Origin of the sequence: Brevibacillus fortis, assembly GCF_046196545.1 — a bacterium.
Lineage (GTDB): Bacteria > Bacillota > Bacilli > Brevibacillales > Brevibacillaceae > Brevibacillus > Brevibacillus fortis_A.
In genome coordinates, this window is the sequence record NZ_CP176370.1 from 4,318,658 (window position 1) to 4,343,507 (window position 24,850).

At 40.0% G+C, this 24,850-nt stretch carries 28 protein-coding genes and 2 pseudogenes; 7 read left to right on the top strand and 23 right to left on the bottom strand.

Going from position 1 to position 24,850, the window contains the following annotated elements:
* Window positions 1–35: 35 nt before the first annotated feature.
* Both fabD and ACKKE8_RS21210 read right to left on the bottom strand, forming a co-directional pair.
* Window positions 36–3,281 carry an ACP S-malonyltransferase gene (gene fabD, locus ACKKE8_RS21205; RefSeq protein WP_409174770.1) on the bottom strand — a complete coding sequence of 1,082 codons (3,246 nt, stop codon included), beginning with the start codon at window positions 3,279–3,281 and terminating at the stop codon, window positions 36–38.
* 82 nt (window positions 3,282–3,363) lie between these two features.
* Window positions 3,364–4,125 (bottom strand): 4'-phosphopantetheinyl transferase superfamily protein, encoded by a 762-nt coding sequence (locus ACKKE8_RS21210; protein ID WP_409174771.1) that lies wholly within the window; start codon window positions 4,123–4,125, stop codon window positions 3,364–3,366.
* Between the two features lie 381 nt (window positions 4,126–4,506).
* Between ACKKE8_RS21210 and loaP the strand changes: the two genes are divergently transcribed.
* Together loaP and ACKKE8_RS21220 are read left to right on the top strand one after the other, a co-directional pair.
* Window positions 4,507–5,040 carry an antiterminator LoaP gene (loaP, locus tag ACKKE8_RS21215; RefSeq protein ID WP_409174772.1) on the top strand — a complete coding sequence of 178 codons (534 nt, stop codon included), beginning with the start codon at window positions 4,507–4,509 and terminating at the stop codon, window positions 5,038–5,040.
* Between the two features lie 461 nt (window positions 5,041–5,501).
* A complete protein-coding gene (locus ACKKE8_RS21220) occupies window positions 5,502–5,912 on the top strand; it encodes a hypothetical protein (RefSeq protein WP_409174773.1) in 411 nt (136 codons plus the stop codon).
* 263 nt (window positions 5,913–6,175) lie between these two features.
* Here the strand turns inward: ACKKE8_RS21220 and ACKKE8_RS21225 are convergent, their stop codons facing one another.
* From ACKKE8_RS21225 to ACKKE8_RS21235, 3 genes are read right to left on the bottom strand one after another with little or no spacing between them, the layout of a single operon-like run.
* The gene (locus tag ACKKE8_RS21225; RefSeq protein ID WP_015892250.1) at window positions 6,176–6,310 is read right to left on the bottom strand and encodes a cyclic lactone autoinducer peptide; all 135 of its coding nucleotides are present in this window, start codon (window positions 6,308–6,310) and stop codon (window positions 6,176–6,178) included.
* Window positions 6,300–6,836 (bottom strand): accessory gene regulator ArgB-like protein, encoded by a 537-nt coding sequence (locus tag ACKKE8_RS21230; protein WP_409174774.1) that lies wholly within the window; start codon window positions 6,834–6,836, stop codon window positions 6,300–6,302. Before ACKKE8_RS21230 ends, ACKKE8_RS21225 begins: the two co-directional genes overlap by 11 nt.
* The gene (locus ACKKE8_RS21235) at window positions 6,829–7,485 is read right to left on the bottom strand and encodes a hypothetical protein (RefSeq protein WP_409174775.1); all 657 of its coding nucleotides are present in this window, start codon (window positions 7,483–7,485) and stop codon (window positions 6,829–6,831) included. The genes ACKKE8_RS21230 and ACKKE8_RS21235 overlap by 8 nt, the downstream gene beginning before the upstream one ends.
* Before the next feature lie 766 nt (window positions 7,486–8,251).
* Between ACKKE8_RS21235 and ACKKE8_RS21240 the strand changes: the two genes are divergently transcribed.
* Window positions 8,252–9,049, top strand: coding sequence for a putative protein N(5)-glutamine methyltransferase (locus tag ACKKE8_RS21240; protein WP_409174776.1), 798 nt, complete (start codon window positions 8,252–8,254; stop codon window positions 9,047–9,049).
* Between the two features lie 1,043 nt (window positions 9,050–10,092).
* On the opposite strand, the gene ACKKE8_RS21245 is transcribed toward ACKKE8_RS21240, so the two are convergent.
* Window positions 10,093–10,305 (bottom strand): hypothetical protein, encoded by a 213-nt coding sequence (locus tag ACKKE8_RS21245; RefSeq protein ID WP_409174777.1) that lies wholly within the window; start codon window positions 10,303–10,305, stop codon window positions 10,093–10,095.
* Window positions 10,306–10,344: 39 nt separating this feature from the next.
* Complete coding sequence (locus ACKKE8_RS21250; protein ID WP_409174778.1) at window positions 10,345–10,614, bottom strand: hypothetical protein; 270 nt, start codon at window positions 10,612–10,614, stop codon at window positions 10,345–10,347.
* Window positions 10,615–10,893: 279 nt separating this feature from the next.
* On the opposite strand from ACKKE8_RS21250, the pseudogene ACKKE8_RS21255 reads away from it, so the two are divergent.
* Window positions 10,894–11,095, top strand: a pseudogene (locus tag ACKKE8_RS21255) (hypothetical protein).
* A gap of 154 nt (window positions 11,096–11,249) precedes the next feature.
* Here ACKKE8_RS21255 and ACKKE8_RS21260 read toward each other — a convergent pair.
* The 7 genes and pseudogenes from ACKKE8_RS21260 to ACKKE8_RS21290 all read right to left on the bottom strand — a co-directional run bounded on the left by ACKKE8_RS21260 (window position 11,250) and on the right by ACKKE8_RS21290 (window position 18,149).
* A complete protein-coding gene (locus ACKKE8_RS21260) occupies window positions 11,250–12,305 on the bottom strand; it encodes a hypothetical protein (RefSeq protein WP_409174779.1) in 1,056 nt (351 codons plus the stop codon).
* A 785-nt stretch (window positions 12,306–13,090) separates the two neighbouring features.
* Window positions 13,091–13,645 (bottom strand): hypothetical protein, encoded by a 555-nt coding sequence (locus ACKKE8_RS21265; RefSeq protein ID WP_409174780.1) that lies wholly within the window; start codon window positions 13,643–13,645, stop codon window positions 13,091–13,093.
* A gap of 216 nt (window positions 13,646–13,861) precedes the next feature.
* A protein-coding gene (locus ACKKE8_RS21270; protein WP_409174781.1) for an IS3 family transposase occupies window positions 13,862–15,033 on the bottom strand; the annotation gives its coding sequence in 2 pieces (ribosomal slippage) (window positions 13,862–14,760 and window positions 14,760–15,033; 1,173 coding nt in all).
* A gap of 304 nt (window positions 15,034–15,337) precedes the next feature.
* Window positions 15,338–15,606 (bottom strand): annotated as a pseudogene (locus tag ACKKE8_RS21275) (group-specific protein).
* A gap of 256 nt (window positions 15,607–15,862) precedes the next feature.
* Window positions 15,863–16,375 (bottom strand): hypothetical protein, encoded by a 513-nt coding sequence (locus tag ACKKE8_RS21280; protein ID WP_409174782.1) that lies wholly within the window; start codon window positions 16,373–16,375, stop codon window positions 15,863–15,865.
* A 54-nt stretch (window positions 16,376–16,429) separates the two neighbouring features.
* A complete protein-coding gene (locus ACKKE8_RS21285) occupies window positions 16,430–17,341 on the bottom strand; it encodes a hypothetical protein (protein ID WP_409174783.1) in 912 nt (303 codons plus the stop codon).
* A gap of 508 nt (window positions 17,342–17,849) precedes the next feature.
* Window positions 17,850–18,149 (bottom strand): YolD-like family protein, encoded by a 300-nt coding sequence (locus tag ACKKE8_RS21290; protein WP_409174784.1) that lies wholly within the window; start codon window positions 18,147–18,149, stop codon window positions 17,850–17,852.
* Window positions 18,150–18,322: 173 nt separating this feature from the next.
* Here ACKKE8_RS21290 and ACKKE8_RS21295 point away from each other — a divergent pair, with 173 nt between their 5' ends.
* Window positions 18,323–19,291 (top strand): protoglobin domain-containing protein, encoded by a 969-nt coding sequence (locus ACKKE8_RS21295; RefSeq protein WP_409174785.1) that lies wholly within the window; start codon window positions 18,323–18,325, stop codon window positions 19,289–19,291.
* Between the two features lie 24 nt (window positions 19,292–19,315).
* Here the strand turns inward: ACKKE8_RS21295 and ACKKE8_RS21300 are convergent, their stop codons facing one another.
* A complete protein-coding gene (locus tag ACKKE8_RS21300) occupies window positions 19,316–19,564 on the bottom strand; it encodes a hypothetical protein (protein ID WP_409174786.1) in 249 nt (82 codons plus the stop codon).
* A gap of 142 nt (window positions 19,565–19,706) precedes the next feature.
* Between ACKKE8_RS21300 and ACKKE8_RS21305 the strand changes: the two genes are divergently transcribed.
* Together ACKKE8_RS21305 and ACKKE8_RS21310 are read left to right on the top strand one after the other, a co-directional pair.
* The gene (locus ACKKE8_RS21305; RefSeq protein WP_142497591.1) at window positions 19,707–19,901 is read left to right on the top strand and encodes a type II toxin-antitoxin system HicA family toxin; all 195 of its coding nucleotides are present in this window, start codon (window positions 19,707–19,709) and stop codon (window positions 19,899–19,901) included.
* A 117-nt stretch (window positions 19,902–20,018) separates the two neighbouring features.
* On the top strand, window positions 20,019–20,432 hold the full coding sequence (locus ACKKE8_RS21310; RefSeq protein WP_409174787.1) for a type II toxin-antitoxin system HicB family antitoxin: 414 nt from the start codon (window positions 20,019–20,021) through the stop codon (window positions 20,430–20,432).
* 46 nt (window positions 20,433–20,478) lie between these two features.
* On the opposite strand, the gene ACKKE8_RS21315 is transcribed toward ACKKE8_RS21310, so the two are convergent.
* From ACKKE8_RS21315 to ACKKE8_RS21350, 8 genes are all read right to left on the bottom strand, one after another.
* Window positions 20,479–20,616: a hypothetical protein gene (locus tag ACKKE8_RS21315; protein WP_409174788.1), complete on the bottom strand. Its 138-nt coding sequence runs from the start codon at window positions 20,614–20,616 to the stop codon at window positions 20,479–20,481.
* Between the two features lie 38 nt (window positions 20,617–20,654).
* A complete protein-coding gene (locus tag ACKKE8_RS21320; RefSeq protein WP_409174789.1) occupies window positions 20,655–21,212 on the bottom strand; it encodes a hypothetical protein in 558 nt (185 codons plus the stop codon).
* Window positions 21,213–21,368: 156 nt separating this feature from the next.
* Window positions 21,369–22,112, bottom strand: coding sequence for a hypothetical protein (locus ACKKE8_RS21325; RefSeq protein ID WP_409174790.1), 744 nt, complete (start codon window positions 22,110–22,112; stop codon window positions 21,369–21,371).
* 691 nt (window positions 22,113–22,803) lie between these two features.
* A complete protein-coding gene (locus ACKKE8_RS21330) occupies window positions 22,804–23,043 on the bottom strand; it encodes a hypothetical protein (RefSeq protein WP_409174791.1) in 240 nt (79 codons plus the stop codon).
* Entirely contained in the window at window positions 23,027–23,746 is a 720-nt protein-coding gene (locus ACKKE8_RS21335) for a M23 family metallopeptidase (RefSeq protein ID WP_409174792.1), read from the bottom strand. Before ACKKE8_RS21335 ends, ACKKE8_RS21330 begins: the two co-directional genes overlap by 17 nt.
* Window positions 23,733–24,011, bottom strand: coding sequence for a hypothetical protein (locus tag ACKKE8_RS21340; protein ID WP_106836277.1), 279 nt, complete (start codon window positions 24,009–24,011; stop codon window positions 23,733–23,735). The genes ACKKE8_RS21335 and ACKKE8_RS21340 overlap by 14 nt, the downstream gene beginning before the upstream one ends.
* Entirely contained in the window at window positions 24,008–24,268 is a 261-nt protein-coding gene (locus ACKKE8_RS21345) for a hemolysin XhlA family protein (protein WP_106836278.1), read from the bottom strand. The genes ACKKE8_RS21340 and ACKKE8_RS21345 overlap by 4 nt, the downstream gene beginning before the upstream one ends.
* A 364-nt stretch (window positions 24,269–24,632) precedes the next feature.
* Window positions 24,633–24,770, bottom strand: coding sequence for a CD1375 family protein (locus tag ACKKE8_RS21350; RefSeq protein ID WP_409174793.1), 138 nt, complete (start codon window positions 24,768–24,770; stop codon window positions 24,633–24,635).
* Window positions 24,771–24,850: the final 80 nt, after the last annotated feature.

The window sequence follows — 24,850 nt, forward strand, 5'->3', positions numbered from 1 at the left end:
CGCCGTTCCCTTCTTATTTGAGAGTCATTGCTTCTCTACTTGCTTGAACCTGTTAAGGCGTGGATACGCTGATTCAAAAGGCTGGCTGTCTCCTTGATTAGCATTTCACCGATTTGATCAACATGACGGTCTCTCCAGTTTTCAACAGCCGTTCCCTTCACCCATTGATTAAAAGAACCTAGTGCTGGACCGCAGTAAATCTGATAATCCACTTTATAGCTTTCGGCTCCATCCAAAGCCCAGTCAAAACAGCGGTTAAAATACCATTTGAAAAGTAACGCCATCTTGTATTTAGGTGTTCGTTCAGCTCTTTTCAGCTCCTGAGGTGGGCATGTGGTTTTCATCTGCTCATACACCTCTTCAAAGCTGCGTTTATAATATTTTTCCTGGAGCTGCTTCTTGGTTTTCTCATCGATTTCATCAAGCGAGTTGTATTGACGATAGAGGTCGTGCAATTTGTTCGCTCTCGCTGGAAAGAACAAGCCTTTTTTCAACACCTGAATTTTGGCTCCCATTTCAAACATTTCACCCGCTGGAGCATACTCTGTGTCTTGAACATTGGCCAACTGCAACGAATCCTTCACCGACTCGCTAGTCGCCGCCTCCACTGTGCACTGATTAATCGAGCCTGTGACAATATAATCCGCCCCAAGCATGAAAGCGACCGCAGCAGCTTCAGGAGTTCCAATGCCACCCGCAGCCCCGATTCTGATCAGCTTACGGTATCCATACTTGTGCATCATGTTATCTCGTAGCCTGATCATCGCTGGCATCAAAGCAGAAGCTACACCGTGATCGGTATTTCCACCTGAATCGGCCTCGACCGTTAACTCATCCGCCATCGGAACTTCCCGTAACAAACTCGCTTCTTCCCTCGTGAGTTTATGTTCTTGCACCAATTTTTCTATCAGGTACTCAGGTGCGGGACTTAAAAAGGCTTCCGCTACCTCAGGCTGTGATACCTTGGCAAAAATTTTGTTTGCCGCCTCGACTTGCCCGTTCATCCCCCGCTTTAATCCCTTGGCCCGATAGATGATCAACGCAGGGGTAATCGCCATAAAGGCAGATGCTTCGATCACCCTCACTTGATAACCAAGATACAACTCGACGGTTTTTTCTTCCATAGACGGGTCACTTGGATGATGCAATAAATTCATCCCATATGGCTCGCCATGCTGTAGTTCACGTTGAATCTGTTGGATGGCACGCTCGATTCTATCCAGCTGTAAGCCACCGCTTCCGAAAAAGCCCATCATCCCGGCTTTCCCCATTTTAATGACCAGCTTTTCCGATGAGATTCCCTTGTACATCGCTCCTGCCAGGTAGGGATATTTCAATTTGTAGTCCTGTTTAAACTGCTGATTTCCCAGCGAAGAAGCGGTAATCCCTTTTGGCTGCTCCATGCTGTTCGATATCTCTTCTGCCTCTTCTATGATTAGCGGCTCTGCTTCATTTCGGATCGTAGTAACTAATTTGGTCAAAACAGTACCAGGGCCAACTTCTTCTATTTCGTTTTCCCCCAAAGCCAGGAGATATCGAATGCTGTCATTCCATTTCACTGGGTGTGTGATTTGTTCCACCAAATTCCGTTTCACATCGCGCTCTTTATAGGGTCTTGCGTAAACATTTGAAATCACAGGAATGTTCATGCTGGAAAACGCAAACTGATTCAAATAGTCCTCAAAGCGTTGCTTCGCATCACTCATGTAACGGGAATGGAATGCTCCGCTCACCTTTAACGGTATGTATACTTTTACGCCCGCTTCCTGAAAAACAGGGTTGGCACGGTCAATATCTTCTTTCCGACCTGCAATCACAAATTGGGAGGGAGAATTGTGATTGGCAATATCGATGCTAGTCAAATTATTTTCATGTAATACGCGTTCCACTTGCTCCAAAGTAAACCCAATCACAGCCGCCATACCTCCACCGACGGCCAGACTCATCAACTCGCCTCTTTTTTTCACCAAGTGTAACCCTGTCTCAAAATCAAACACCCCTGAAGCAAAAAGTGCGTTGTACTCACCCAAGCTATGCCCCGCCACATAATCTGGTTTTTTCCCGGTTTCCTTTACTTTTTTAAGATAGCTAAGCGCATTTACCACGTACAAAGCCGGCTGGGTAAATTGTGTTTTACTTAATTGTTTTTCGGGATCATGCAGACATAGCTCTTTGATGGAATAACCTAATATCTGATCAGCCTTGGCCGTTATTTCCGGAAACTCATCAAACAGAGAGCCCCCCATTCCTTTTATTTGGGAGCCCTGCCCTGGGAAAACATATGTGGTCATTTTTCTGTCTTCCTTTCTGTTTGTATTCAATCGTTTCTTTGCGAATAGTTGCTTGATGCGCTCTACATTTTCACCATCCTTTTTAAAAGGAGTGATGATCGAGTAGCACTCTGACTGCGAATCTTGCCGCAGATTTCGCTTTGTAAAATTACTCAAATTCCCTGCTGGTCCCAAATCCAAATAGATGTAGCTTTGCCGTTTCTCCAGCTCTTGGACAGCTTTTGGAAGCTGCATTGGTTTTCTTACCACTTGCCAAAAGTAGTCAGCTGGCAGTTCCTTCATGATTTCACCATGAACACCCGAGACAAAGAGAATCTTGGGAATTCCAAATGATTTCTGTTTTAATACCTCCCGATAATGTGGTTCAGCCGGATCGATGTAAGCGGAGTGAAACGCATACGATACGGGTAGTCGTTGACAAATAATCCCTTTGCCTTTTATATAATCCTCCATGCGTTGTAGCTGATGACTGCTCCCGGCAATGACAAAATGCGAATGAAAATTCACCGCTACCAACTCACTATTTCGATGCAATAGCGGGTCTTCATAATACAAATCGGGATTGTGGAGAATCGCAAGCATACGCCCTTTCTGACAATACGTTTCGTATAGGGTGGCTTGTTCAACCACGAGTTGCAGCAATTCTTCCACAGGCATGATCCCAGAAACAGCCGCCGCCGCAAACTCCCCCAAGCTGCTCCCCAGACAATAGTCGGGCTTAATTCCACTTTCCAAGAGAACCTGGGAAAGAGCGTATTCCACCATAAAAATGGCGGGATGCGTATAAAGGGTGCGATCAAATATGTCGTCTCGACGCTTCGTGTCATCATATAACTGGGCAAGGACAGACTCCCCGATCAGGGAATGTACCTTTTCATCTAACCTAAGCATCCATTTGCGAAATACCGGATTCTGATCAAAAAGGTCTTTCCCCATCTGATAGTACTGAGACCCCTGTCCAGAAAACATAAACACAACAGGATTTTCCATGTATGATGCACCCCTTGTTTTTAAAAAAGGTTTTTATAAAGAAAACTCCCCACAGCTTGGTCAATTGACCGTTGTGGGGAATTCATAAGCGATTTGTCATGGATTGTTCTATCTCCTGAAGTACATCCTTTACGACAGCAACACTCCACTTTGTCTTCTTCGGGTAGGTGATCGAACACACATAGTCACCAAGGATATAGGATGCAGTACGGTATTGAGGAAAGTTATCAAAAAGACTATAAACAACCCCATCCCTTGCCTCCACTTGGCTTATTTCATAGATATGAAAAGAAGTGGTTAAGCCTGTCTTCAAAATTTTGGATAACGCTTCCTTGACTGTCCAGAAAAGAGTGAGAGTCGTTTCATAGGAATAAGGCAAGCATGACAACAAGCTGCTCTCTTTCACAGTCATTTGCGTTTCCAGAACTTTATTTCTATCAACGCTAATTCTCTCCATATCAATCCCCAACGGTAGTTCTTCCGAAAAAGCAATGGCAGCTGCAAGATCGTCACAGTGAGTGATACTCACTTGAACATTGGTTGTATGCGGTAAGTTCACGACAGGGTGATGAAAAATGCCCTGTTCAATACATATTCGCTCTAAGCTGTCTTCTCCAGTCAGACACGAAACGGCTCTTTTGGCGACATATCTCCCTGTCAGGTAGCTTTTTACTCTCCGCTCATACTCCAGATGAAAATAGTACTCGAATTCTTTCGGGTGCAGGAATTTTACTATTTTTAAAAAATCTGCGGGAACAGAAAAGTAGCCCATGCACAAACTGGCACGAAACTCTCTATCCGTACCTTTTATAACCAATTCTTTCGTAGAAATCTGTGGAAACATATGCAATCCAATCTCCGCCTTTTCTCGTTCTCCTACTATGCCAAAGGGCAGAGCTTCCCCAGTTCGTGGGTAAATAAATATACACACTACCGTTTCTTTCTCTGTATGAGCTCCCTACGTTCCTTTAACGTGCCGAAACATCGATTAAATTCGCTAAGGGATTTTACTTTCGATAAGAAACTTTCATGGATTGATATCCATATTTTTTCCATTAATACCATAATATCACATTTATTGCATAATACGAAAGAATTGGATATATTTAGTATACTACCACAATTTTTCAAAAAGATATCTACTACATCATTCCTATTTTTTGGGGGAAACTTAGAGCGGTCTAGATACTTGCGAATACACTTCATAATGAAAGGATTACCCACCTTGAAATGGTATGCTATCTTCGTAGAATCCGGAAAAGAAGAAGTCGTTCAAAAATACCTCAGACTCTATTTTAATGAGCAATCATTATTGTCCGTTGTACCGAAGAGATTGGTTCCTGAGAAAAAGTCAGGCATTGTGTATAATGTCATGAAGAATATTTTTCCCGGGTATGTACTTATTAAGACCGAAATGACTAACGATATGTTCCACAAAATCAAAAAAATTCCTAGAAGTTTGCGTTTGGTCAATAACGGTAGTTACTATTCGCAGGATGAGGGCGCTTATTATTCGAGCATTGACGAAAAAGAAATCACTCCGATACTCCAGCTCATGGGAAACGGTGAGGTTGTCGATTACTCGAAAGTTTATCTGGAAAATTCAAAGGTGATCGTAGAATCTGGTCCCCTAAAAGGACTGGAAGGCATTATCAAAAAAGTAGATAAACACAAAAATAGAGCGAAAATCTTTCTAACCTTCATGGGAGTAGAGAAAACAATTGATGTGGGAATTGAAATTCTTTCAAAACCTTTGTAATGGGGAGCGTTGCGTACGCGCCCCTTTTCCTTTTTCTCCCACATCACTTTGTAGTTCGCCATTGCAACCTTCCATCCTGTCTTTGCTTCGCGGTTTAATGAGACCGTAAAGAACAGTTTTCGGATTGGGAATGTTCATGATATTATTCCAACTTTGCCATCCAAGGTGTACCCTTCTCCGTTTACGAAGAAAGGATTGTACTATCGGCATGTGGCTCGGAAGTATTTGTTGGATTTTCAGTTGAATAGTTTAGCTGTAAGGAATCATGAATTTGTTTGTTATTTTAAGTTTTTGGCGCAAGAGGAGCCTGGGTTTACGGAGAGGTTGTGTGCGGAGAATGAGCGGTGAGGTAATCTAACAAAAAAACTTATTGATAACCGTTATCAACGAGACTATAATGGTTATAATTTCCAAATATTTACTTTCGCTCATGGATGAGCAAAAAAGGAGGCATTACGATTATGAAAAAAGCCATTTTAGCAGGGGCATTAGGAATTGCAGTACTTTTGGGTACAAATTTGCCAGGATTGGAAGTCTCAAAAGCTAGCGCAGCAGCAACAGCTTTAGACATTCAAGAGATTACGAAATACTATTCTCTGAGTTCATACGAAGTGACGCAAAAAGAATCCTTTCCGCTTAAAAAGGGAGAAGAACTTACGATTTTTGTAAACAATTCAGGATTCCCGATCTCTTATACAGTCTTTGATGCGGATAATCAAGTGATTGGTACATACCATGCGAATTCACCTTACGGACGTGTATTCCAAGCACAAAAAGACGGCAATATTTCTGTACAATTTCAAGCCGGAGCGAATTCTTCCTATATGAAAAAAATGAATTTTACAGCTAAATTCGCTCTTTCCAAGTTTTAACAAGCGTTAGGCGTATATAAAAAAATGGGTTGTCTCAAAAGTCTATTTTCCGACTAAGAGACAGCCCGTTTGGATTCATCCAATGACCCAGGCGCAATAAAATAAGAAATCCCCTTGTCTACCAAGGGGTTGGGAATATTATAAGTACAATACAATCATGGATCTGTTTATAAAATTATGATTTACAAAAGCACAATGGGGCAACCAATTTTCCCGTTCGAGATTAAGTCGAGTGAGAAATGGTCTGTGTCGTTCATTGCATCTTATTTCTTTAATTCTTCTGGAATTTCAGGTTTCCCTACGAAACCGAAGGATGCTGTAGATACTGCCAGTACCGCAACAAATGAAGCAATTGCAGAAACATGTTTCGCTACGAACATCATCGCTTTATTTTTCATCTTTTCCACCTCCTTTCAGTGGAATTAGCGTCAGTGATTGCACAAAGAAGGTCTTAACCAGTGTCTCGCTGTCTATGAAAAATAATGAACTGACGATGAGAATTGAAATGGCCTTGAGGAGCAAAGTCTGATTCTGTTTGAATAGTCGTGATTGCATTTCCATTTCTTGCGGTGCAAAAAGTGCTACTAGGACTAATGTGATGATAATAATCGGGGTGACAAAATCATTAGGTAGGGTAATTAGAGGGATGAATACAGCTCCCACTATACTTGTCATGGTGCAGTAGACAGACGATGAATAGTGAAATCCTCCTGAAAATTGGCGTAGTACTAAAAATCCGGCCAATGTGATTAATGTTCCTTGAAATGTCCCTATCATTAGTGAAATGGTAAGGCTAATCGTAATGATGAGAAGCATGTTGATGATAAGGATTAACCCAAATTTCATTGTAGGGACTGACTTCGTTTCATGTGGATTGATCGACTTTAGTTGTATGGCTATTCTTTCAGCAAGAGTTTCAATCATATTCCCCATCCCTTTTTATAGCCAACCATGCCAGTATTGTGATTCCGATTGCCATCCCAAAGAAGATCCAGACTAAGGAAGCAATTCCATATGTACTTGCTAATTTAAACAAGACCGTTATCAATACACCTGTTACAATGATTAGTGACAAAATAACCATGTTGATTCTATGGTAAATAGAGAAAGGCGCTCCGTCTCTGACAAAGGTAAATTGCAGTCCAATTTTCCTAAGTCCATAGCATAATGCAAAGGTAAGTAATGCGGAGATTGTCTGGAATATAAACCCAGTGTTGATGCTTCGATCCTCTAACGATTCAATTGTTTCTAGGGTTCCTACGACGGTCAGGAAGAACACTTCTACCATCTGAATCCCCAAGTATATTCCTGCTGTTATCATGGTCATTAAGGCAGCATGTCCCCAATTAACGTTCCATACCAGAATTAATGCCCCAAAGATTATGACGACTTGGGCTATGGTTGCATAGTCTCCATATGGCGTAAATTGTCGTAGCCCAAACGAGAAAAGCATTAAGACCAAACTCACAAAGAGAATCCGGTTAATATGTACTAAAAAACCAAACCTAAATAGCGTAGTCATAAGAGCAAATATCGCGAGGTATTCCAATGTTGAAAACAGAACAAACAGCATTTAACTTTTTCACCTCAATTACTTATTGAGTGTTATATTCTACTAGGAACGACATGTTCCTGCTTTAATTTACCAATTTTTACATTTTAGAGTGTTCAAGCGCCATTGAGCACAGAAGTACGAGTTTTGAAGAAAAATTACTTTAGTCCTACCCACTTCCCCCCCACTATGAGTATTCCTCAAGGGTTTTCTTATTTTTATTCTGGTAATCGGGACTGGGTTCGAACTAGTGCCCTCCTTTCAAGAGGAATCACTTGGTGGTCTCCGATAATCCAATGTGCTCAAAACCATTAATACGAAAGCATTTATTTAACGTTTCGCACCAATATTCGCTCCAATTGCCCCAAATAAAAAAGCACAGGGTTGTTTTAACACGTGTGCCTCTTCTTATGTTCTAATCTCTCAGTAAATTCCTTTCCCTCATACCACTCTAAAAAGACTCGCGTGACACTTTAATTTTTGTTCCTGCTACTCATCTTGTTCTCCCTTTTACTTATACTTTAAAACGTCAATATTTACTATTTTGTAAAATACCTTCCATCTGCACTTAGTGTACCGTTCTTGGATAAGAGCCTTTTCCTGGCGCCCGATCTCGTTTTGCTCCAGTTTCAAACGTTTTGTGTTGTCCATCATCAAGGAATCCAGCAGGTTACAATATCCCCACCCCTCCCTCCATTTATCAAATCATGTGTTGTGTTGCCTCCTAAGATAGAATAAAATCAACTACACAAAATTACATCAATTGTGAAGTGAGGGAATTTAGTCTTTGAATGATTATGAGATTCATGGCGATCAAATTTTTTCTATTATCGTTACTAAACTTCAGGAAGCTGGTTGTGTTTTCGCTGAAGATGAGGCCAGGTTACTCATCGCCTCGGCAGGGACTACGACTGAACTTTCGGACATGGTAGAACTGCGAACAACTGGCATGCCTCTTGAACACATTATTGGTTGGGCTGAGTTCTGTGGACTGCGGATTATTGTGGATAAGGGAGTTTTCGTTCCCAGACAACGTACAGCATTTCTCGTTAGACAGGCTGCCGCCCTCATTCGTCAAAAGTCGATAGTGCTTGACCTATGTTGCGGTTCAGGGGCAGTGGGTGCGGCTCTTGCTTACTTGGAACAGATTGAATTGTATTCTACTGACATCGATCTAGCCTCGGTGAAATGCACTCGTCGCAATGTTACTACCGCAGGAGGTCGCGTTTACGAAGGAGACTTATTTGAGCCTCTTCCCATAATACTTAGGGGACACGTTAACGTCATCGTTTCCAATGCTCCCTACGTCCCCACCGAAGCCATCGAATTTCTTCCACCTGAAGCTCGCATGCATGAGGCGAGAATAGCACTCGACGGGGGAACGGATGGGCTTGACGTTCAGAGACGAGTAGTGGCTGCAGCTCCACTCTGGTTGGCTCCTGGTGGACACTTACTAGTTGAGACAAGCGAGCGTCAGACACCTCAGACGGTCGATATCTTCACTCGTTGCGGGCTCATTACACGGGTAACAAGGTCTGACGAGTTGGATGCTACCGTCGTAATCGGAACCAAGCCGATTCCCTAAAACGGTTTAGGAGTCTAAACCTGCCCACATAGGCTAGCCCACTTGGCCCAATATTCTTACTCATAACCTTCTTCTTTTGGCATGCTCTTCGTCATTCTTTCTACATCTTCATTAACGATTACGACATAGTCTTCAAAAATAAAGGTTGTCAAAATGTTATCGAGCGACAGAGTAGGAGGATTATGTTGCCACGGTGGACGAGGACATAAGAAAAACCCTGCCACCCACTTTTGATACCAACTAAGGGGGAGATATTGACTCCCTTAGTTCCCTTCTAACCAATTAAGAAAAACACTTTTTGGTACTTTAATTGTTGTTCCAGCTCTTACTACATGAAATTGGCCTGAATTACAAAGTTCATATGCTCGGCCTTGTCCAAATTTCCAAAAGATATAGTTCAAGTCTTACGAGATTATGAGAATCTACACTAACAGGCAAAGCGCATCAAAGAAGAATTAAGACGGATTGAGATTGACCAGAAAGCCGCCTTATTTCACTATTGTTCATCTCTGACCAAACACTTTATCCAACACTTGTGCATACCATTTAGGGCGCTTAAAGAGCAGTAAGTATGGGTATTGCACAGACATGGGCTATTATGATTAGCAGAAATAAATGCAACGCTTCATACCATTCAAACTTTAAGAAGGTAAATCACTCCAATTCTAATGAAAGTAGTTTTATATCAAGATTCCACAATATTCCTAATATTTACATTTTTATTATGTCCTATATACTGGAAATGTTGTTAAATATTTTTGATCAGGAGGATTTTTATGTCACGTAAAAGGACAAAAGTTGCTGCTGGTTTATTCACTATTGTTGCTTCGTTTTCATCTTTGCCACAACCGCATTCGCTGATTATCTTGGAGGTGAATGGGAATGGCCTTATGAAATTACGTATGAAGATGTAAACCTTGAAGAAAAATATTCCGACGTCCTTTGGAGTGCTGCCGATCAATGGAACGCTATTACTGCTGTTACTCTTGCTCCAGCAGACTCCAATGAAGGTGGAAGCATCGCTGTACAACATTTTGATCGAGCTACTGATAATCAATTTGGGTGACCGAATATAGAAAGCCATCGACCGACTTCTGAACGTGAATTTCCCCACCCACCCTCCCAAACTGGCTCCGATATTCGTGGTGTTTTCGCTCAGCCCACATCGATACGGTATCGAGCATTGGACGGTATGACATTTTGAGCTGATCCTGATTAAGGCTTTCTGCATCAAGTGCGATTGCCTTAAAAAGCATGCCATACATCCCTCGCCATTGGCCAGGTTGAATCATTGTCTAATACACTCGCTCAACCTGCAGCATTTTTATGGGCACCCACCACACACCATCAACCCGAACAAGCTTGATCTTGTTCTCAATTCGGTCGATGTCTTTGACCACGCCCCATTCCCTACGGATACTGTCCTCGTGCCAACTAATATTGATCGCATAGTCTTTTCGCACCGAATCATAAATAATGACATTCATTTCAGCCAAGGCGTCTGAATCAACCGGAGGTAACTGAGCAACTACAGGCTCAAAGTGATGCTCATAAAGCAAGCTCATTTGCAGTCTCCTCCACCAACCCAGCCTCTATCAAATCACGGAGAATGTCAGGAGCGCATCCTGGGCTACCACCTGTGTGGTTCTTGCTTATAGCTTTGAGATGCTTTGGAGTTAAAACCGGAACAACTTGGACCATTAATCACTGCTTTGATTGTCTGCATAGGAATCACCTTTTTATGAACGTTCGTTCCCGTTTTACGCGAGCAACATGCGAACGTGCAAGTACTTATTCTGTAAATGCCGGACCAATGGTACAATGTGGAAAAGGCGGTGGACAATATAAAACTAGGTCTGCGCAAACCCAGTCTAAAAAGAAGGATAGCAGCCAAGACCAGCTTGAAACGCCAGCTCGTCCATCGCGTGGGATTAAAAATGCCTCGTGGCTGGGGGGTTGAGGAACCCAAAGAAGTATACCTACAACAAAGTTTACAAGCGTACCACATTTGATGTGTTCGCTTGGTTAAAAAAGCTGTTTAGATAGAAAAAGCCCTAAGCCAGTGGTTACTATTTTTAGTTTTGGCTAGGTAAGACAACTACAAAAAAATCCCCACTATTTAGTAGGGATTCCGTTATAACTAAGTCAAATCGTCATCAAATAAAATGTAGCACTGATGATATCCTTCCAGCAGATTTTCTTATAAATCTGTCAAAATTAATTCAATGGTCCCGCTGTTTAGTTTCGCTTGAGAATCAAGATTTCTATAATAATTAATATAATGGTTATGTCTAAAAACTATTCCTGCATCGTTATTGGTCACACGAACACCTGGTTCATAAACATAGTTACTTTTTGCAGTTTTAGTACCTAAAGCAAAATCAACAACCCACTTAGTATAGTGAGATGAAAGGCTTGATTCATCAGTAATATTTGCTGATTTCCTATTGAAAGTCCAACTCACCGAGGGAACTAGCCCTGACAAACCAACAGTAACCGAAGTGTCTGTGTCAGTTGTATATGGTCCATATGAGCGTATTGTTTGTTCGTCAATAGCATCACCAAGATGTCTGTATCTCATTGCTAATTCACGAGTTTGATAATCATTCATAGGCTCTGTTTGATTGAAAAACTTAACATCCCAAACAGATACTTTCTTGCCACTTAATGTTGATGTACCTCTTCTTGTATAATCTACGTTGCTAGTATAAACACCCGCTAGTGTGTTTCGGTTATTATCTCTCACTCTGTATGTGTAAGAATCGGAATAAGTATCATCAGTAGAACTCGCTGAAGCTTTTAATGAATTAATATTCCTTGCGCCTTTATTTTCAGCAAGTTCAACTTTTTCTTGAATTTCTTCACGAATTTCTTCTAAAGGGACTTCATCTAGTTGATCAAAGATATAATCAACGTGTCTAGTACCACCTTGTTTATAGACACCTACCCCCATCAGTTTTGGTGGAACTCCTTCATCTTCAGACGAACGATTTATTTTGAGTTCAGTCTTAATATAATCCTTTATATCTTTGGGATCTATTTCTTCACCTTCATTATGGATGAAGTAATAAGTTTCTTCGCCATCATTATTAATCAATGTTTTTAACGATTTTGAGGAACGAGACTCATCTAATGAGATTTCAACTATATCCATTTTTTTTAGTCGTTCTTTTGCTAATAGGTTGTCACTAATTCCAGGAGTTAACACTAATGTCGTAGCTAAGCAGACACAAAAAAAAGATGCCAACTTCTTCATATAAATACCATCTTTTACCAATTTTGTTTTTCTGTGTTATTATATATGTCAAATCCACAAAAAGGAAGATAGATAAAAATGTTCAAATTATTAGAAATATTTATGATTATAGTTTTGGGATTTTTTACTGGATTATTCTTTGGAGGAGATAGCAACATAATACTAGGTGGTATATTCTGGGTTTTAATATTTATTTTACTTAAGCTATCTGATAAATAATTAAAACAGCCCTCCCCCGGATTATTCCGAAGGAGGGCTTCGACATTCTTCATCTTCTGTCAGTATCATATTGTGCTTTTCAGCATGCAGCCACAAGCAAAAATACGTGCCCGTGTTACTAATCACAAAATCATGATCAGTCACCATAGACACATATTTACACGTTACAAAAACAATTCTATCGAATAGAGATATCGGTATCAAGATGCTGTCACACAGGATGAACTGACATCAGAGAGCATACTTCCGTGATTCTGGATTATTTAAACCGTTTTTAATTAACAACCCGTCTCCTTAACAGGGAGTAGTTTGTACTTGAATGCAATCAGGGACATCGTTTTTAGTGCTCCCGACCATTACTGGTACAGGACAGGCTCTCATCTGATCATGGTCATATGGCACGAGCAGTGACTGCAAAAGATTGGCGTGAAAGTTCTTCCGATCAAGCCAAATGCTTCATCCTGCTGCCGCAGTATTACAGGCATCCGGTCATCTGCTCTGCTCATACACAGATTTCATTTTCGTGGAATAGTGAGCCTCAATTCAATGACTCTAATCATTTCTAGTTACAAAAAATCAACACAATACAACCACTGAGTAGCCCGTTTTATCCTGTCTTCATAATATTTTTTGTTAAAACCGGACTTTATCATTAATTCACTGAATTTTATAGTTTCTACTAGGATGAATTCGACAAATTCCTTTTTAGGCAGAATAGTTTCTATCTCAAAATCAAAAATCGAGTCAGCCGCTTTAAATGAATATTGAATTGTATTATTCGGAAGATCTACTAGTGAGAAATAACTCTGTGTGCTAGTGAATTGAACATTAGCAAAATTAAATTTGATAAATCGACTCACAAGGGGTAAAAGATCGCCCCAAAGATCGGTATCGAAGACATTCTTATGCAACAATGTATCCTCGTTGAAGGTAAGATGAATTGCTGTATCAACATACCTGCGACTTCTTTTACACGAGAAGTATTTATTCATTTCTTCACTATCGCCCAATAGGATAAAAACTAAATCAAAGCAATTAATTAAGGTTTTGCTTTCTTTACACATTTCTTCTTGGTTTATGAACTGACTTGGTTTTAAAATATATGTTTCTTGTGCGAACATATGGTGTTCCCTTTCTATATACCAATCATAAGTTTAGCTCGTAATCATGAAACATATTAGCCCTCTACTCCTTGATATATCGAAAAAAATGGTCAACAATCCCGTCAACAAGTTCGAAAACACAGTTATTGACGCAAATGAAACATACGAAAGAAATAAGAAAAACCCTTGATTATGGTCATAACCCTGTCAAGTAGACTGCCTAAAAACCCATAGTTACGCGGCGATCGCTTTCCGATACTCAATCGGGGAACGGTCGCCTAGTTTTTTCTGAAAACGACTCTGATTATAAAATGCAATGTATGTTTCAACAGATTGATTTAATTCCTCAAATGATTTTGCCGAGCATCGATACATCATTTCTGTCTTCAGATGAGAAAAGAATGACTCGATACAGGCATTATCCAGGCAATTTCCCCGTCTCGAATGACTTCCTAGTACTCCGTACTCATCCAAACGTTTATTGTAGTGTCTGGAAGTGTATTGAAAACCTTGGTCCGAATGTAGGACGGAACCGTTCATCTCTCTTCCCTTACAAAGACTATCTACGGTGCTCATCACGAGTGACAAATCGTTTTGGGAAGAGACATGCCAAGCAACGATTTCGTTATTAAACAGATCCTGCACAGCAGATAGATAAAAAAATCGTTCTCCGACTCGTAGATAGGTGATGTCGGTTACCAGCTTCTTTAGAGGTGCTTCTGCTTTAAACTGTCTTTCCAGACGATCCGGGTTTACAACTGATGCCTGTCTGCCGAAGAATCGTCTTTTTTTACGAATTACTGAGCGGATGCCTAATTCCTTCATCATTCGATAGACACGTTTGTGATTGATTTGTAAACCTTCTTTGCGAAGGGCAACTGTCACTCGTAAGTAACCATAATAAGGATGCAAGCGATGGATACTTAGGATATGTTCTTTTAGGTTGGCTTCCTTTTCGCTACGTCGAACAGATGCCTCTCTGGACTTTCTCCATTTGTAATATCCCGCACGGGATACTTTTGCAAAACTGAGCAGCCATGATAATCGATATTTGGTTTGCATTTGTTCAATAATTGAGAACCTTGCTTTCTTCGAAGTCACTCCCCGTTTAGATTTGGATATCGCTTTTTTAGATATTCATTCTCCGCTTTTATGTATGCTAACTCTTCCTCAACGCTTGTGAATTTGGTTTTTGGACGCCCTTTTCGCCATGCCTGATTTGATCGAGAAGCTGTTAGTGCCTCCCCATTACGAACCTTATTAACCCAGTCCAACACCTGTCTTTTTTCTGGAATGCCTAATCTTCTGGCGACTTCTCTAGAAGATACTCCGGACTCGTAAAGACGTACGGCTTCCATTTTTTCCTCTTCCGTATAAACTCTAAATGTTTGTCCTTTTTTAGCCATAAAAAAATCCCCTCTGATCAATTGTGTCTTACCCAATTGTAACAGTGGGGTTTTAAACACAGTCAACCATGAGGGGATATTACCATTACCATTACCAAGGGTTTCAACATTCGATATATGGTGATCCGGACTGGGTTCGAACCAGCGACCCCCACCCTGTCAATTTGATCTGACCAAATATCATGGGTTAATCTGAGTGCATAAACTGCATTATACTGCGGTTTTTAATGAATCATGTTAACTTGAATTTACCTGTTTTACTTAACTGCGTTGTCAAATTGGTTGTCAACGTTGTCAAAGAAGTTCATTGTCTGGGTTGTTCTTTTAACCACTGTTCCAAAAATGCTCTTGTTTTCCTAGCAGGAAAGTACCACTTATTTCCTACTTTGTGTCTAGGAAAACGTTTATAAAGAAAAACTGTTCCTGAATAAAGTTCCAGCTCATGCACGTTCTCCGACGCAGTTCTTTAGCATCCCAAAATACATGTTCTGTATCGACCTCCTTGATAAGCTCCGAAATCTTTTCTCGGCAAAGCTGTTTGACCTCGGCTTCATTGATTTTTATTTCGATCAATTTGTATTGCCTCCTATCTCCTTCCACCAACAGTCAGGTTCCGTTCATCTACTCCGCCTTTACAAATTTTTCAATGTATTTTGCGCGTTCTTCCTTGGTGAAAAACTTGTTCACTACTCCACTTGTCTTTATCAGTTTTTGTCTCTGCAAGGTTAACCTTTAAACTAATTGAAAACTCGCCTCTAAAACAAGGATGTCTTTACAATTTTACATTCCTTCTATGCGCTCTACTTAATCAATAACCAAATATTTTTGTTCAACCAGGTGAATTTGATTCATTTATTGTTTTGGAATCTGATTTCCCTATAATCTTTATAGGTAACTGAACATCTTTATTTGAAAATGGGTAATAAAAAATCCTCTTCCCGTTTATACTTGTAATTTTTCCATTTACAAATTCATTTCCTAAATTAATGTGTACTTCGTTAATTTCATTATCATTGATTAACCCCCAAATTACTGAAGAACCTTTTAGGTCCTTTGTATACTTCCAGTTTATGGATTTTTTATTTTTGTTGTTATCGTATTGGATTACAGATATTAATTCTTTATTTGTATCATCGCATACTTTTAAATGTATATCCCCATCCTGGTCTTCTATAAACACCTTATCTTGCCCTAGATCATTTAAGTACATTATGGCTCTATAACTAACGTAATCATTCAAATCAACAAGACATGAACTTTGAGAGTTTTTAGTTTGACTTGAAAACAGTAAAATAACTACGGGAATAATCACTAGAAATAGTATGATTATATTTTTTCTCATGACCCACCTCATTGTATAAAGAAGCGAGGATCAATCAGATCCTCGCTGTACTATTTATAAAGAAACTATATCATTATCTTCATCATCCCATTTGTCAGTAGTTCTGTTATATCCAAACCCTATCGACCAAGGGCCTATGCTAATTGAATTAACTTCAGAATTATCCCAAGTGTGTGACATTCCCATATTGATACTTATATCATTGTCCGATGGAACTGCCCCCTCAAAGTCAAAGAAAACTAAAGCATATCCTGATTCTGCATTATAACCATATGCATATCCACCTTTGTAGGCATCTTGGAATTGAAATCCTAATCCATTTGTATCATAATTAAGCTCTGCCTCATCTGTAGCAATCCAATCTATTTTATTTGTAGAAGAATTACTACTATAATATGTAATAAATTCCGAGTCATAAATATCAATATCCTCTTCAATGGAGAGTCCTATACCATCGTTTCCACCTATGGAACCACTTGTTCCATCCCAGTCTTCGGTCCAGTCATCATTATCCCATTCAAAGTCCCCACTCAAAACATACAAATCTGATTCATCGTCAAAATACATGTCAACATCAAATGTCACGTCTGCAGCTGTGGAAAATTTTTGTATTTCCTTTTTTTCCTTCTTAAGTGTTAGTCCAAGCTCTTCTTCAATTCCTTTCTTTTTATCTGTAATTTTAGTTTGAAGATCTTTAACCTTTTGTTCTAATTCTACATCGTTGACAATAGTTTTAGTAGTTTCTTGTTTTTCTTGAATTAAGTCTTTGTATTGGTCTTTCAAATCATGATATTCAGAAAAGTACTTTTTAACTTGTTTAACACGTTTTTCTAATTTCTTTTTTTGTTTCTTATCTAAGGACTGCATCTTATTTTTACTAGTATCTTTTGCATATACTTCAACAGGGGAAAAACTAAATGGAATTAGAAGACTAGTAGCCAGTAGTAACATTACAGCTTTTTTCAATTTGAACACATCCTTTTTTTGAATTTTTTAACATTTACAATTATTTCATAATGATGTTATTTTTTCAATATTTTTAATGTCACATCATTGTAAATATTTTATTTTTATAAATCGTTACAATATTTACATTATCAGCTTATATGTCTACTATTCACATTAACTCTCAAAGCTTTCCCTAGCCTTATCTCTTTTTCATAAAACTAACCTTCATTAATCCAGAAAAGGTATCTTCTACTTTTCCCCGACTTTTTTGACATGGACCAGTAGGTTCGCGAATCAAGAACCTTAATCAGTCCGCGAACCTACTCAGTCTCATTCCAAGCCGCAACAATACCTCTCTCGTCCCCATCTTCCTTTGCTTCCACAAGCTGATTATCTTATTATTTCCAGACCATATTTGCAGCGAGCTGGTCATTTCAGAATAGTTGTCCTTGTTATTGTCCCCTTAACTTCTTACATCAATGATCCTATCCAAATCAATCCACTGGCTATCTTCATCTACACAAGTTTAATACGCTTTGTATTCTGATCGATCCACTTGACCACTCCCCACATCGTACATGTGGTTCCCAAGGTTGCCTTTTATTTGGTTCCACCAAGAAACTGTGACCGCGTAATCCTCCCGTGCCGCATCCCTTTTGATGTACTGGAACGATTCAAACTCATCTTGTTCAAGGATCGGCATAGAGACAAGCTTTTCGACTTGCTTCGCTTGTAAGTATAGCTCTCGTTGTTCCGGTAATACAAATCTCATAGAAAATGGATTTTCTATCTTACTGGCCATCTGCTTTGTTCCTTTCTCTCGCATACTTCTAGTACCTTCTTCCATATTCCTTATTGCAGGGATGCGTGTTTCTTCAATATGTCATATTTAGCATATTAGTATATATTTCATAAACATTTCATTTTTATTTAACATTTTATTTTGTTAGAATCTGAAAGAGTTTTACATTACATATAAAGAAAATAGGGGTTGGTATCATGATTGCATTGGATAGTAATTGGAATTCACTTAGGGTGTTCTACGGTCTAACAGAAAAAGATTTAGACCTCTTGTATTTACACAAAGAATTCTTCAACACTCACTCAAAAGAAATCGTAGATTGTTTTTATAAAGAATTGGAAAAACATCCTAACTTGAATCAAATGATTCGTACAAATGTAACTATGGACCAATTAAAGAACATGCAGATTTGGTATATCGAAACGCTTTCTTCTAATGTTATTGATGAAGAATATGTAAACAGCCGAAAACGAATCGGTACAACCCATGCTAGAATTGGATTGTCAGCTTCTTGGTTTTTAGGTGGATACTCACTGTATTTACGCCTTTTTTCTGATAGAATTCAATCGTTAAAAAACTCAACTGCATTTTATCAGGCTCTTATCAAAAGAGTTTTTTTTGATTCGGCAATTATTCTTGAACAGTATATCGGCGACACGATGCGTGAAAATGTAAGCTACCGCCACAATATGGAGCAAATGGCAGCCGAATTGACAGCTACAACCCAGGAAGCGCTTAGAATCTCTTCCGTCTTCACCGATTCTGCAACCAAACTATATGAATACAATGGTGAGATCGCTCATTCCATGAATGTCTTAAAGGAGCAGAATGAGGAGATTGAGAAACTCAGCGGCTTCGTGGCAGATGTTTCTACACAAACAAATCTTCTAGGCCTTAATGCTGCGATTGAAGCTGCTAGAGCTGGAGAGCACGGACGTGGCTTTACCGTTGTTGCTAATGAAGTACGTAAATTAGCCGATAAATCAAATGCCTCATCTAAAGACATTTATCAATCTCTACAGAACATTAACAATCAATTACTTAAAATTGATCAACAGGTCTCATTATCAACTGTTTCCGCTGAGCAATTAGATACTACTTCCGAGCAATTATTTTCTATCATCCATAAACTAGATGAAATTTCTAATCGTCTTCATAATCACTAACTACTACTGAACGGCCAAAGGAGCTTATTTCTTTGGCCGTGTTCTATTATGTAGCTCCTTCCTTTCCCACCCTTCCAGGACCGTCATGGTATCTGGCTCCGACCTCTTCCACTCATTGTATTCCTCTTTCGCCAGAACCTCCAACACCGTCATGATGCCGCCGCGAGTTCGGCCTGTCTTGATACATAGTTCGTCTACAGTTGGCGTCCTTTTTCGTCCTGCCGAATAGTTGCCAATCACTCGCAATACCTTCCGCTCGATATCAGATAACACACCTATCCCTCCTCAGAAAAAGAACGTTTGTTCTTGTGTTATATGAGAACAAAATACAAACATACAACCATAAATTTTTCCAAGAATATTATTTACACGTATTTTAATACGTGTTATGATTTAATCAAGAAGGAGGGAAGTTATGGCAAGTCACTCATCACGAGAAATAATACGAGCACTCGAACAAGATGGTTGGTATTCGGTACAAACAACCGGAAGCCACTGGCAGTTCAAACACAAAACTAAACCCGGACGAGTGACGGTTCCACACCCTAGAAAAGACATTCCGCTCGGAACAGTAAAGAAGATCGAGAAGCAGGCGGGGATTAAGCTTTAGTCCCCTCCCGGACTTCTCAACTTCTTGGGCCGAGATAATTATATATAAATGTAGTTATGTATAATTAACCCTTGTAGGAAATTATTTTTTTCTACAGCGAAAGGCGGTGATCTTAGAATGAAAAAAGACCGTTATATTTATCCAGCACTATTCCACTACGCAACTGACGGTATTTCAGTATCGTTTCCTGATCTACCCGGCTGCATTACTTGCGGCGATGACCCAGAAGAGGCCTTCCGTATGGCGCGGGAAGCAATGGCGTTACACCTCTATGGCATGGAGCAAGACAACGAAGACATCCCGCAACCGTCAGCACCAACCACACTAAAAGCGGAACAAGCCGAAGTCGTTACGTTAATTGAGGTTTGGATGCCGCCGTTTCGCGATGAAATGGAGAATAGAGCCGTTAAGAAGACATTGACCATTCCCAAATGGCTCGATGATCTTGCACAACAGAACAAGGTGAATTTCTCTCACGTTCTACAGGACGCTCTGAAAAAACACTTGGGTATCTCTAATAAGAACGCATAACGCAAAAAAGCCCTCCCCCGTTTTGCCGGAAGGAGGGCTTTGGTTATTACATGGTCATTCTGTCACCCGGTCTAGCATTGTAAACATGAGTCAGGGCAATTCGTGTAGCACGCCTGCCGGATCGTCGGTCAAACGCTGCTTCCAGGCATCCGGTCATCTGCTCATACACAGATTTCATTTTCATAGAAATAGGGAGCCTCGATTCAATGACTCTAATCATTTCTAGTTCAAAAAATCAACACAATACAACCACTGAGTAGCCCGTTTTATCCTGTCTTCATAATATTTTTTGTTAAAACCGGACTTTATCATTAATTCACTGAATTTTATGGTTTCTAATAGGATGAATTCGACAAATTCCTTTTTAGGCAGAATAGTTTCTATCTCAAAATCAAAAATCGAGTCAGTCACTTTAACTGAATATTGAATTGTATTATTCGGAAGATCTACCAATGAGAAATAACTCTCTGTACTAGTGAATTGAACATTAGCAAAATTAAATTTGATAAATCGACTCACGAGGGATAAAAGATCGCCCCAAAGATCGGTCTCGTAGACATGTTTATGCAACAATGTATCCTCATTGAAGGTAAGGTGGATTGCTGTATCAACATACCGGCGATCTCTTTTACACCAGAAGTATTTATTCATTTTTTCACTATCGACCAATGGGACAAAAACTAAATCAAAGTAGTCAATGAAGGTTTTGTTTTCTTTACACATTTCTTCTTGGTTTATGAACTGTCTTGGTTTTAAAATATATGTTTCTTGTGCAAACATATGGCGTTCCCTTTCTATATACCAATCATAAGTTTAGATCGTAATCAAAGATACATATATAATCGTAATATATTTTCCTTGTTACTCGCAACATTTACACCCAGTTCCATAAGGTATAGCCCTCTTTTCTTAAAAAGAGGGCTATCAAATCTATCTTTACTCGTACGTTGCTCGGTTGATTTTTGTTGGATACAGTGTTGTTACATTACCGTCTTTAACCACCAACGTATACATGACATCATCACTGTAGCCAGTTACTCTATGCTTACCGTCCAAACCAAATTCAATAATGTCATTAATATTGCCTCTACTGTAGTGACTTACATCCTTAATAATTTTCTCAATTTCTTCTGGATTAGCACGTTCCTCCGGGATAAAGGAATGTCTTTCTCCCCAATCGAATAATCCTGTCCAATATTGTGAAGTATGTTTACCTAGTATGTGAGTCAAGCCAAATTTATCAGGGTCTCCGAACGTAAGATACATAAAATGGTCAGATGAACCCAGCCTATAGCTTCTTATTTCCTCTTCTTCGCATACGCCATACCAACAATTCTCTTCCAGATTATACTCACGCTTTACTTTCGCTTTTATCTTTGCTTCACTCATCTTTTCAAAATTCCTATTACCAACGATGAGAAGACCTGCGGCTGTAATAATATATGGAATGAATCGACTAGCTCGTGCTTCTAGCTTTACCTCTTCTTGCATTACCTCTTCTTGCATTACCTCTTCTTCAGTTACAACTTCTTCTGTTAACTTGACTTGTTGACTTTTCTTTGTCAATTCAGAAACTTCTACTTGCTCTTCTGCATAAGCGGCAGCAGTAGGCGAAAGAATCGCTACAGTGGCTAAGGATAAACCTAGTACTATGCTATTTATCTTTTTAATAAAGCTCACAATTTCACCTCTAGTATAATTAAGTTAAATTTAGGTGAACACCAATCACATGCATGCTTTTGCAATTATATAAAATAAAACCAATACTGGCAATATATAGATATAACTTTTTTTTATATCCCCCTACCATCTGGCAATCTTGCCTGCGTTTCCTACTTCCTAAACTTCTTGAAACGATTGGTGTTTATGCTCAATTTGCATAATAAAATATCTTCCTCGACTCAGGCAAAGTTTTGATTCTTACTAGGAAAATAGTCATATATATTTCACCACTTTTATCCTGAAATGGAGTATTATCTTTGTTGTATAAGTTGTAATTCATACAAAAAAGTTGAAATTGGTGATAAAAAATGCACTTCCAGCTCTTAACAAGGGACAAGCGAATCGACTATGATATTTGGCAAGGCAGACATCAATTTTATTATGCTCGAATTGAAAAGCCGTACAAAAAAGATCACCCGGATTTCAAACTATATATCTTTAAAATCCGCAAACCTACTGGTGAGGTAATAACTTCTGAGTTACTTAAACAAAGTTTCACTAACTTGGAGGATTGTCGAGAATTTATCTTAAAGTGGATAAAAAAAGAATTAAAATCACTAAAAACGAAGGCATTATAAGCAATTCTTTAGATGGTACAAAACATCAACAGCCCTCCCCGGATTAATACTCCAAAGGAGGGCTGTTGATGTTATTGGCTTTTTTCTGACGTACCGACCGAATCTCCTGCATCATTCTTGATACGCTCTGTATCCACGAATCCTTCAGCCACCATGTACGCGACAACAGAGCCGAGAGCCATAATCATGGCGGTTACCTTCGTAATCGTGTCACCGTCCATTCCGAACAGTACCAGCACGCTCGTGATAAAGGCAGCCACTGCCATCCACAGTTTTCGTGACGACAGCTTTCGTTTAAACTCTTCGTTCATGATCTACATCCTCCTCTTGTTGGACAAGAAAATCCGGTGTGTTTGTTGCGCGGTCTGTCAGCACAAAAATGAGCCAAGACATGTCTTCCAAGACTGCCTGTGGCTCTGTTCGTAATCGTTTTTTCCACTCTTCTGCGTTGTTTATCAAGGCTTTGCCTTCTGTATCCTTCTTGCTGGCAAGGCTGTCCAACGCCTTGTCTGCGAGTTGGAGCTTCCACGGTTCCAGTGCTTTCACTGTGTCTTCATCTCCTCTATCCACAGGTTTATCAACAGATTGGTAATATTCTCGCAAATACGCTACAGGATCGATATGTATACCGAATCCTTTACGCCTAACCTCATAGTGCAAGTGTGACCCAGTGCTGCGCCCGGTACTGCCTTGTAGTCCTACGACGTCGCCACACTTGACCTGATCGCCAACCTTGACGGCTACACTATGTAGATGGGCATATACGCGTGTGCAGCCGTTCCGGTCTTTAACAGCAACTACAACTCCAAAGCCCCCATATCCTGATCCTTTTACACCTTCTTTTGCGTGCGTGACGACACCAGTAACAAAGGCGTGGATTGGTGATCGATGTTTTTTAACCAGATCAATCCCGGTGTGGAATACCTGCTTGGTTGTAAACGGATCTGCACGCGGTCCATATGGGCTGGTCACACGGTATCCTTTGAGCATCTCGTCCACTTTAGACACGTGCATCGTAGTCCTCTCCTTCCATGTCCTGCTCACTGGATCGTGGTTTGCGTAATTCTTGCACTGCTCGTACACCGAACACGCCGCCTGCAACCGTCATTAGGACTGGAGCCATCATATCCAATAGAGCAAGGTAGCCCGAACTTACAGGCTTACCTAGCAACGACAGAATAAGCCCAATCGCTACGAAAAGAAAAAAGACAGTGCTTGCGATCAGAAGCAGATAGTCCTTCTCACTGACGCCATCTCTGTCATTAAGAAACGTCTTCATACCGCCATCCCCTTCCACAGCAATGATATTGCTCCAAGAATTAGCGCACCAATAACCGTACGCCAGAGCCATCTTTGGTTGTCAGCCACCTCATTCAAACGGTGGTGTGCAGACTTGCCGTATTGAAGTGCTTCATTCGCTTTCTCTTTCGCCTCTTCCGCAGTAGCACGAACATCAGTCATAGAGTCCAGTTTTGTCTCTACTCGGACAATTCGCTCGCGGATATCAGATAGTACCTGCATCTCATTGTTTGACATGAGCTTATCCTCCTCACCCCCTGGGGGCAAAAGTAAAAGGAGCCGCGTGAGCAGCTCCCCGATATCCTCATTTTGTTGAGTCTTGTTGTTCGAGTTTTTCTATCCGTTTTTCTAATTCATGTATCTTTTTCTTGAATCCAGATCGTATGGCCAAATAAGTGATTACACCAACAGGTAGCCCAACGAATAGGATGGACGATAGTAAACCTATCCAGTCCCACTCCAATCGTACAGCACCAAATTCATACATGCATTATCCCCCCTGAATCTATCTTGAAAGTAATACGATTCAGGTATTGGTAAAGTCTCGAAGTAGATACAGCTCCCCATGAAAAAACGCCACTTCGCTTTTGGAGAAGGGCGTTTAAACTGTAGGCTTTTCGATTTGCTGAACAAGATACTCTGCAACAGGAACCTTGTACTCTTCTGGGAGTGACTTAATTTCACGGCGTTTTGTTTCAACCAGAAAGGCATACACCTTAACCATGTAATCCTTTACCATTAGGCTTGTCCTCCTTTTAGGGCTTCGACTTCTTGTTTAAGTAGCAGAATTTCCTCGCCCTGATAAGCAATCGCATCGTG

Bases quoted from the DNA above. Each gene is read 5' to 3' on its own strand.
- ACKKE8_RS21265 (WP_409174780.1), bottom strand. From the start codon at position 13,645: ATGTTCGCACAAGAAACATATATTTTAAAACCAAGTCAGTTCATAAAC.
- ACKKE8_RS21250 (WP_409174778.1), bottom strand. From the start codon at position 10,614: ATGAGCTTGCTTTATGAGCATCACTTTGAGCCTGTAGTTGCTCAGTTA.
- ACKKE8_RS21230 (WP_409174774.1), bottom strand. From the start codon at position 6,836: ATGATTGAAACTCTTGCTGAAAGAATAGCCATACAACTAAAGTCGATC.
- ACKKE8_RS21280 (WP_409174782.1), bottom strand. From the start codon at position 16,375: ATGAGAAAAAATATAATCATACTATTTCTAGTGATTATTCCCGTAGTT.
- ACKKE8_RS21315 (WP_409174788.1), bottom strand. From the start codon at position 20,616: ATGAAAATGAAATCTGTGTATGAGCAGATGACCGGATGCCTGGAAGCA.
- ACKKE8_RS21220 (WP_409174773.1), top strand. From the start codon at position 5,502: ATGAAAAAAGCCATTTTAGCAGGGGCATTAGGAATTGCAGTACTTTTG.
- ACKKE8_RS21335 (WP_409174792.1), bottom strand. From the start codon at position 23,746: ATGCACGTGTCTAAAGTGGACGAGATGCTCAAAGGATACCGTGTGACC.
- ACKKE8_RS21235 (WP_409174775.1), bottom strand. From the start codon at position 7,485: ATGCTGTTTGTTCTGTTTTCAACATTGGAATACCTCGCGATATTTGCT.
- ACKKE8_RS21290 (WP_409174784.1), bottom strand. From the start codon at position 18,149: ATGCGAGAGAAAGGAACAAAGCAGATGGCCAGTAAGATAGAAAATCCA.
- ACKKE8_RS21305 (WP_142497591.1), top strand. From the start codon at position 19,707: ATGGCAAGTCACTCATCACGAGAAATAATACGAGCACTCGAACAAGAT.
- ACKKE8_RS21245 (WP_409174777.1), bottom strand. From the start codon at position 10,305: ATGCTTTTTAAGGCAATCGCACTTGATGCAGAAAGCCTTAATCAGGAT.
- ACKKE8_RS21260 (WP_409174779.1), bottom strand. From the start codon at position 12,305: ATGAAGAAGTTGGCATCTTTTTTTTGTGTCTGCTTAGCTACGACATTA.
- ACKKE8_RS21310 (WP_409174787.1), top strand. From the start codon at position 20,019: ATGAAAAAAGACCGTTATATTTATCCAGCACTATTCCACTACGCAACT.
- ACKKE8_RS21330 (WP_409174791.1), bottom strand. From the start codon at position 23,043: ATGAACGAAGAGTTTAAACGAAAGCTGTCGTCACGAAAACTGTGGATG.
- ACKKE8_RS21340 (WP_106836277.1), bottom strand. From the start codon at position 24,011: ATGAAGACGTTTCTTAATGACAGAGATGGCGTCAGTGAGAAGGACTAT.
- ACKKE8_RS21350 (WP_409174793.1), bottom strand. From the start codon at position 24,770: ATGGTAAAGGATTACATGGTTAAGGTGTATGCCTTTCTGGTTGAAACA.
- ACKKE8_RS21295 (WP_409174785.1), top strand. From the start codon at position 18,323: ATGATTGCATTGGATAGTAATTGGAATTCACTTAGGGTGTTCTACGGT.
- ACKKE8_RS21320 (WP_409174789.1), bottom strand. From the start codon at position 21,212: ATGTTTGCACAAGAAACATATATTTTAAAACCAAGACAGTTCATAAAC.
- fabD (WP_409174770.1), bottom strand. From the start codon at position 3,281: ATGGAAAATCCTGTTGTGTTTATGTTTTCTGGACAGGGGTCTCAGTAC.
- ACKKE8_RS21345 (WP_106836278.1), bottom strand. From the start codon at position 24,268: ATGTCAAACAATGAGATGCAGGTACTATCTGATATCCGCGAGCGAATT.
- ACKKE8_RS21225 (WP_015892250.1), bottom strand. From the start codon at position 6,310: ATGAAAAATAAAGCGATGATGTTCGTAGCGAAACATGTTTCTGCAATT.
- ACKKE8_RS21210 (WP_409174771.1), bottom strand. From the start codon at position 4,125: ATGTTTCCACAGATTTCTACGAAAGAATTGGTTATAAAAGGTACGGAT.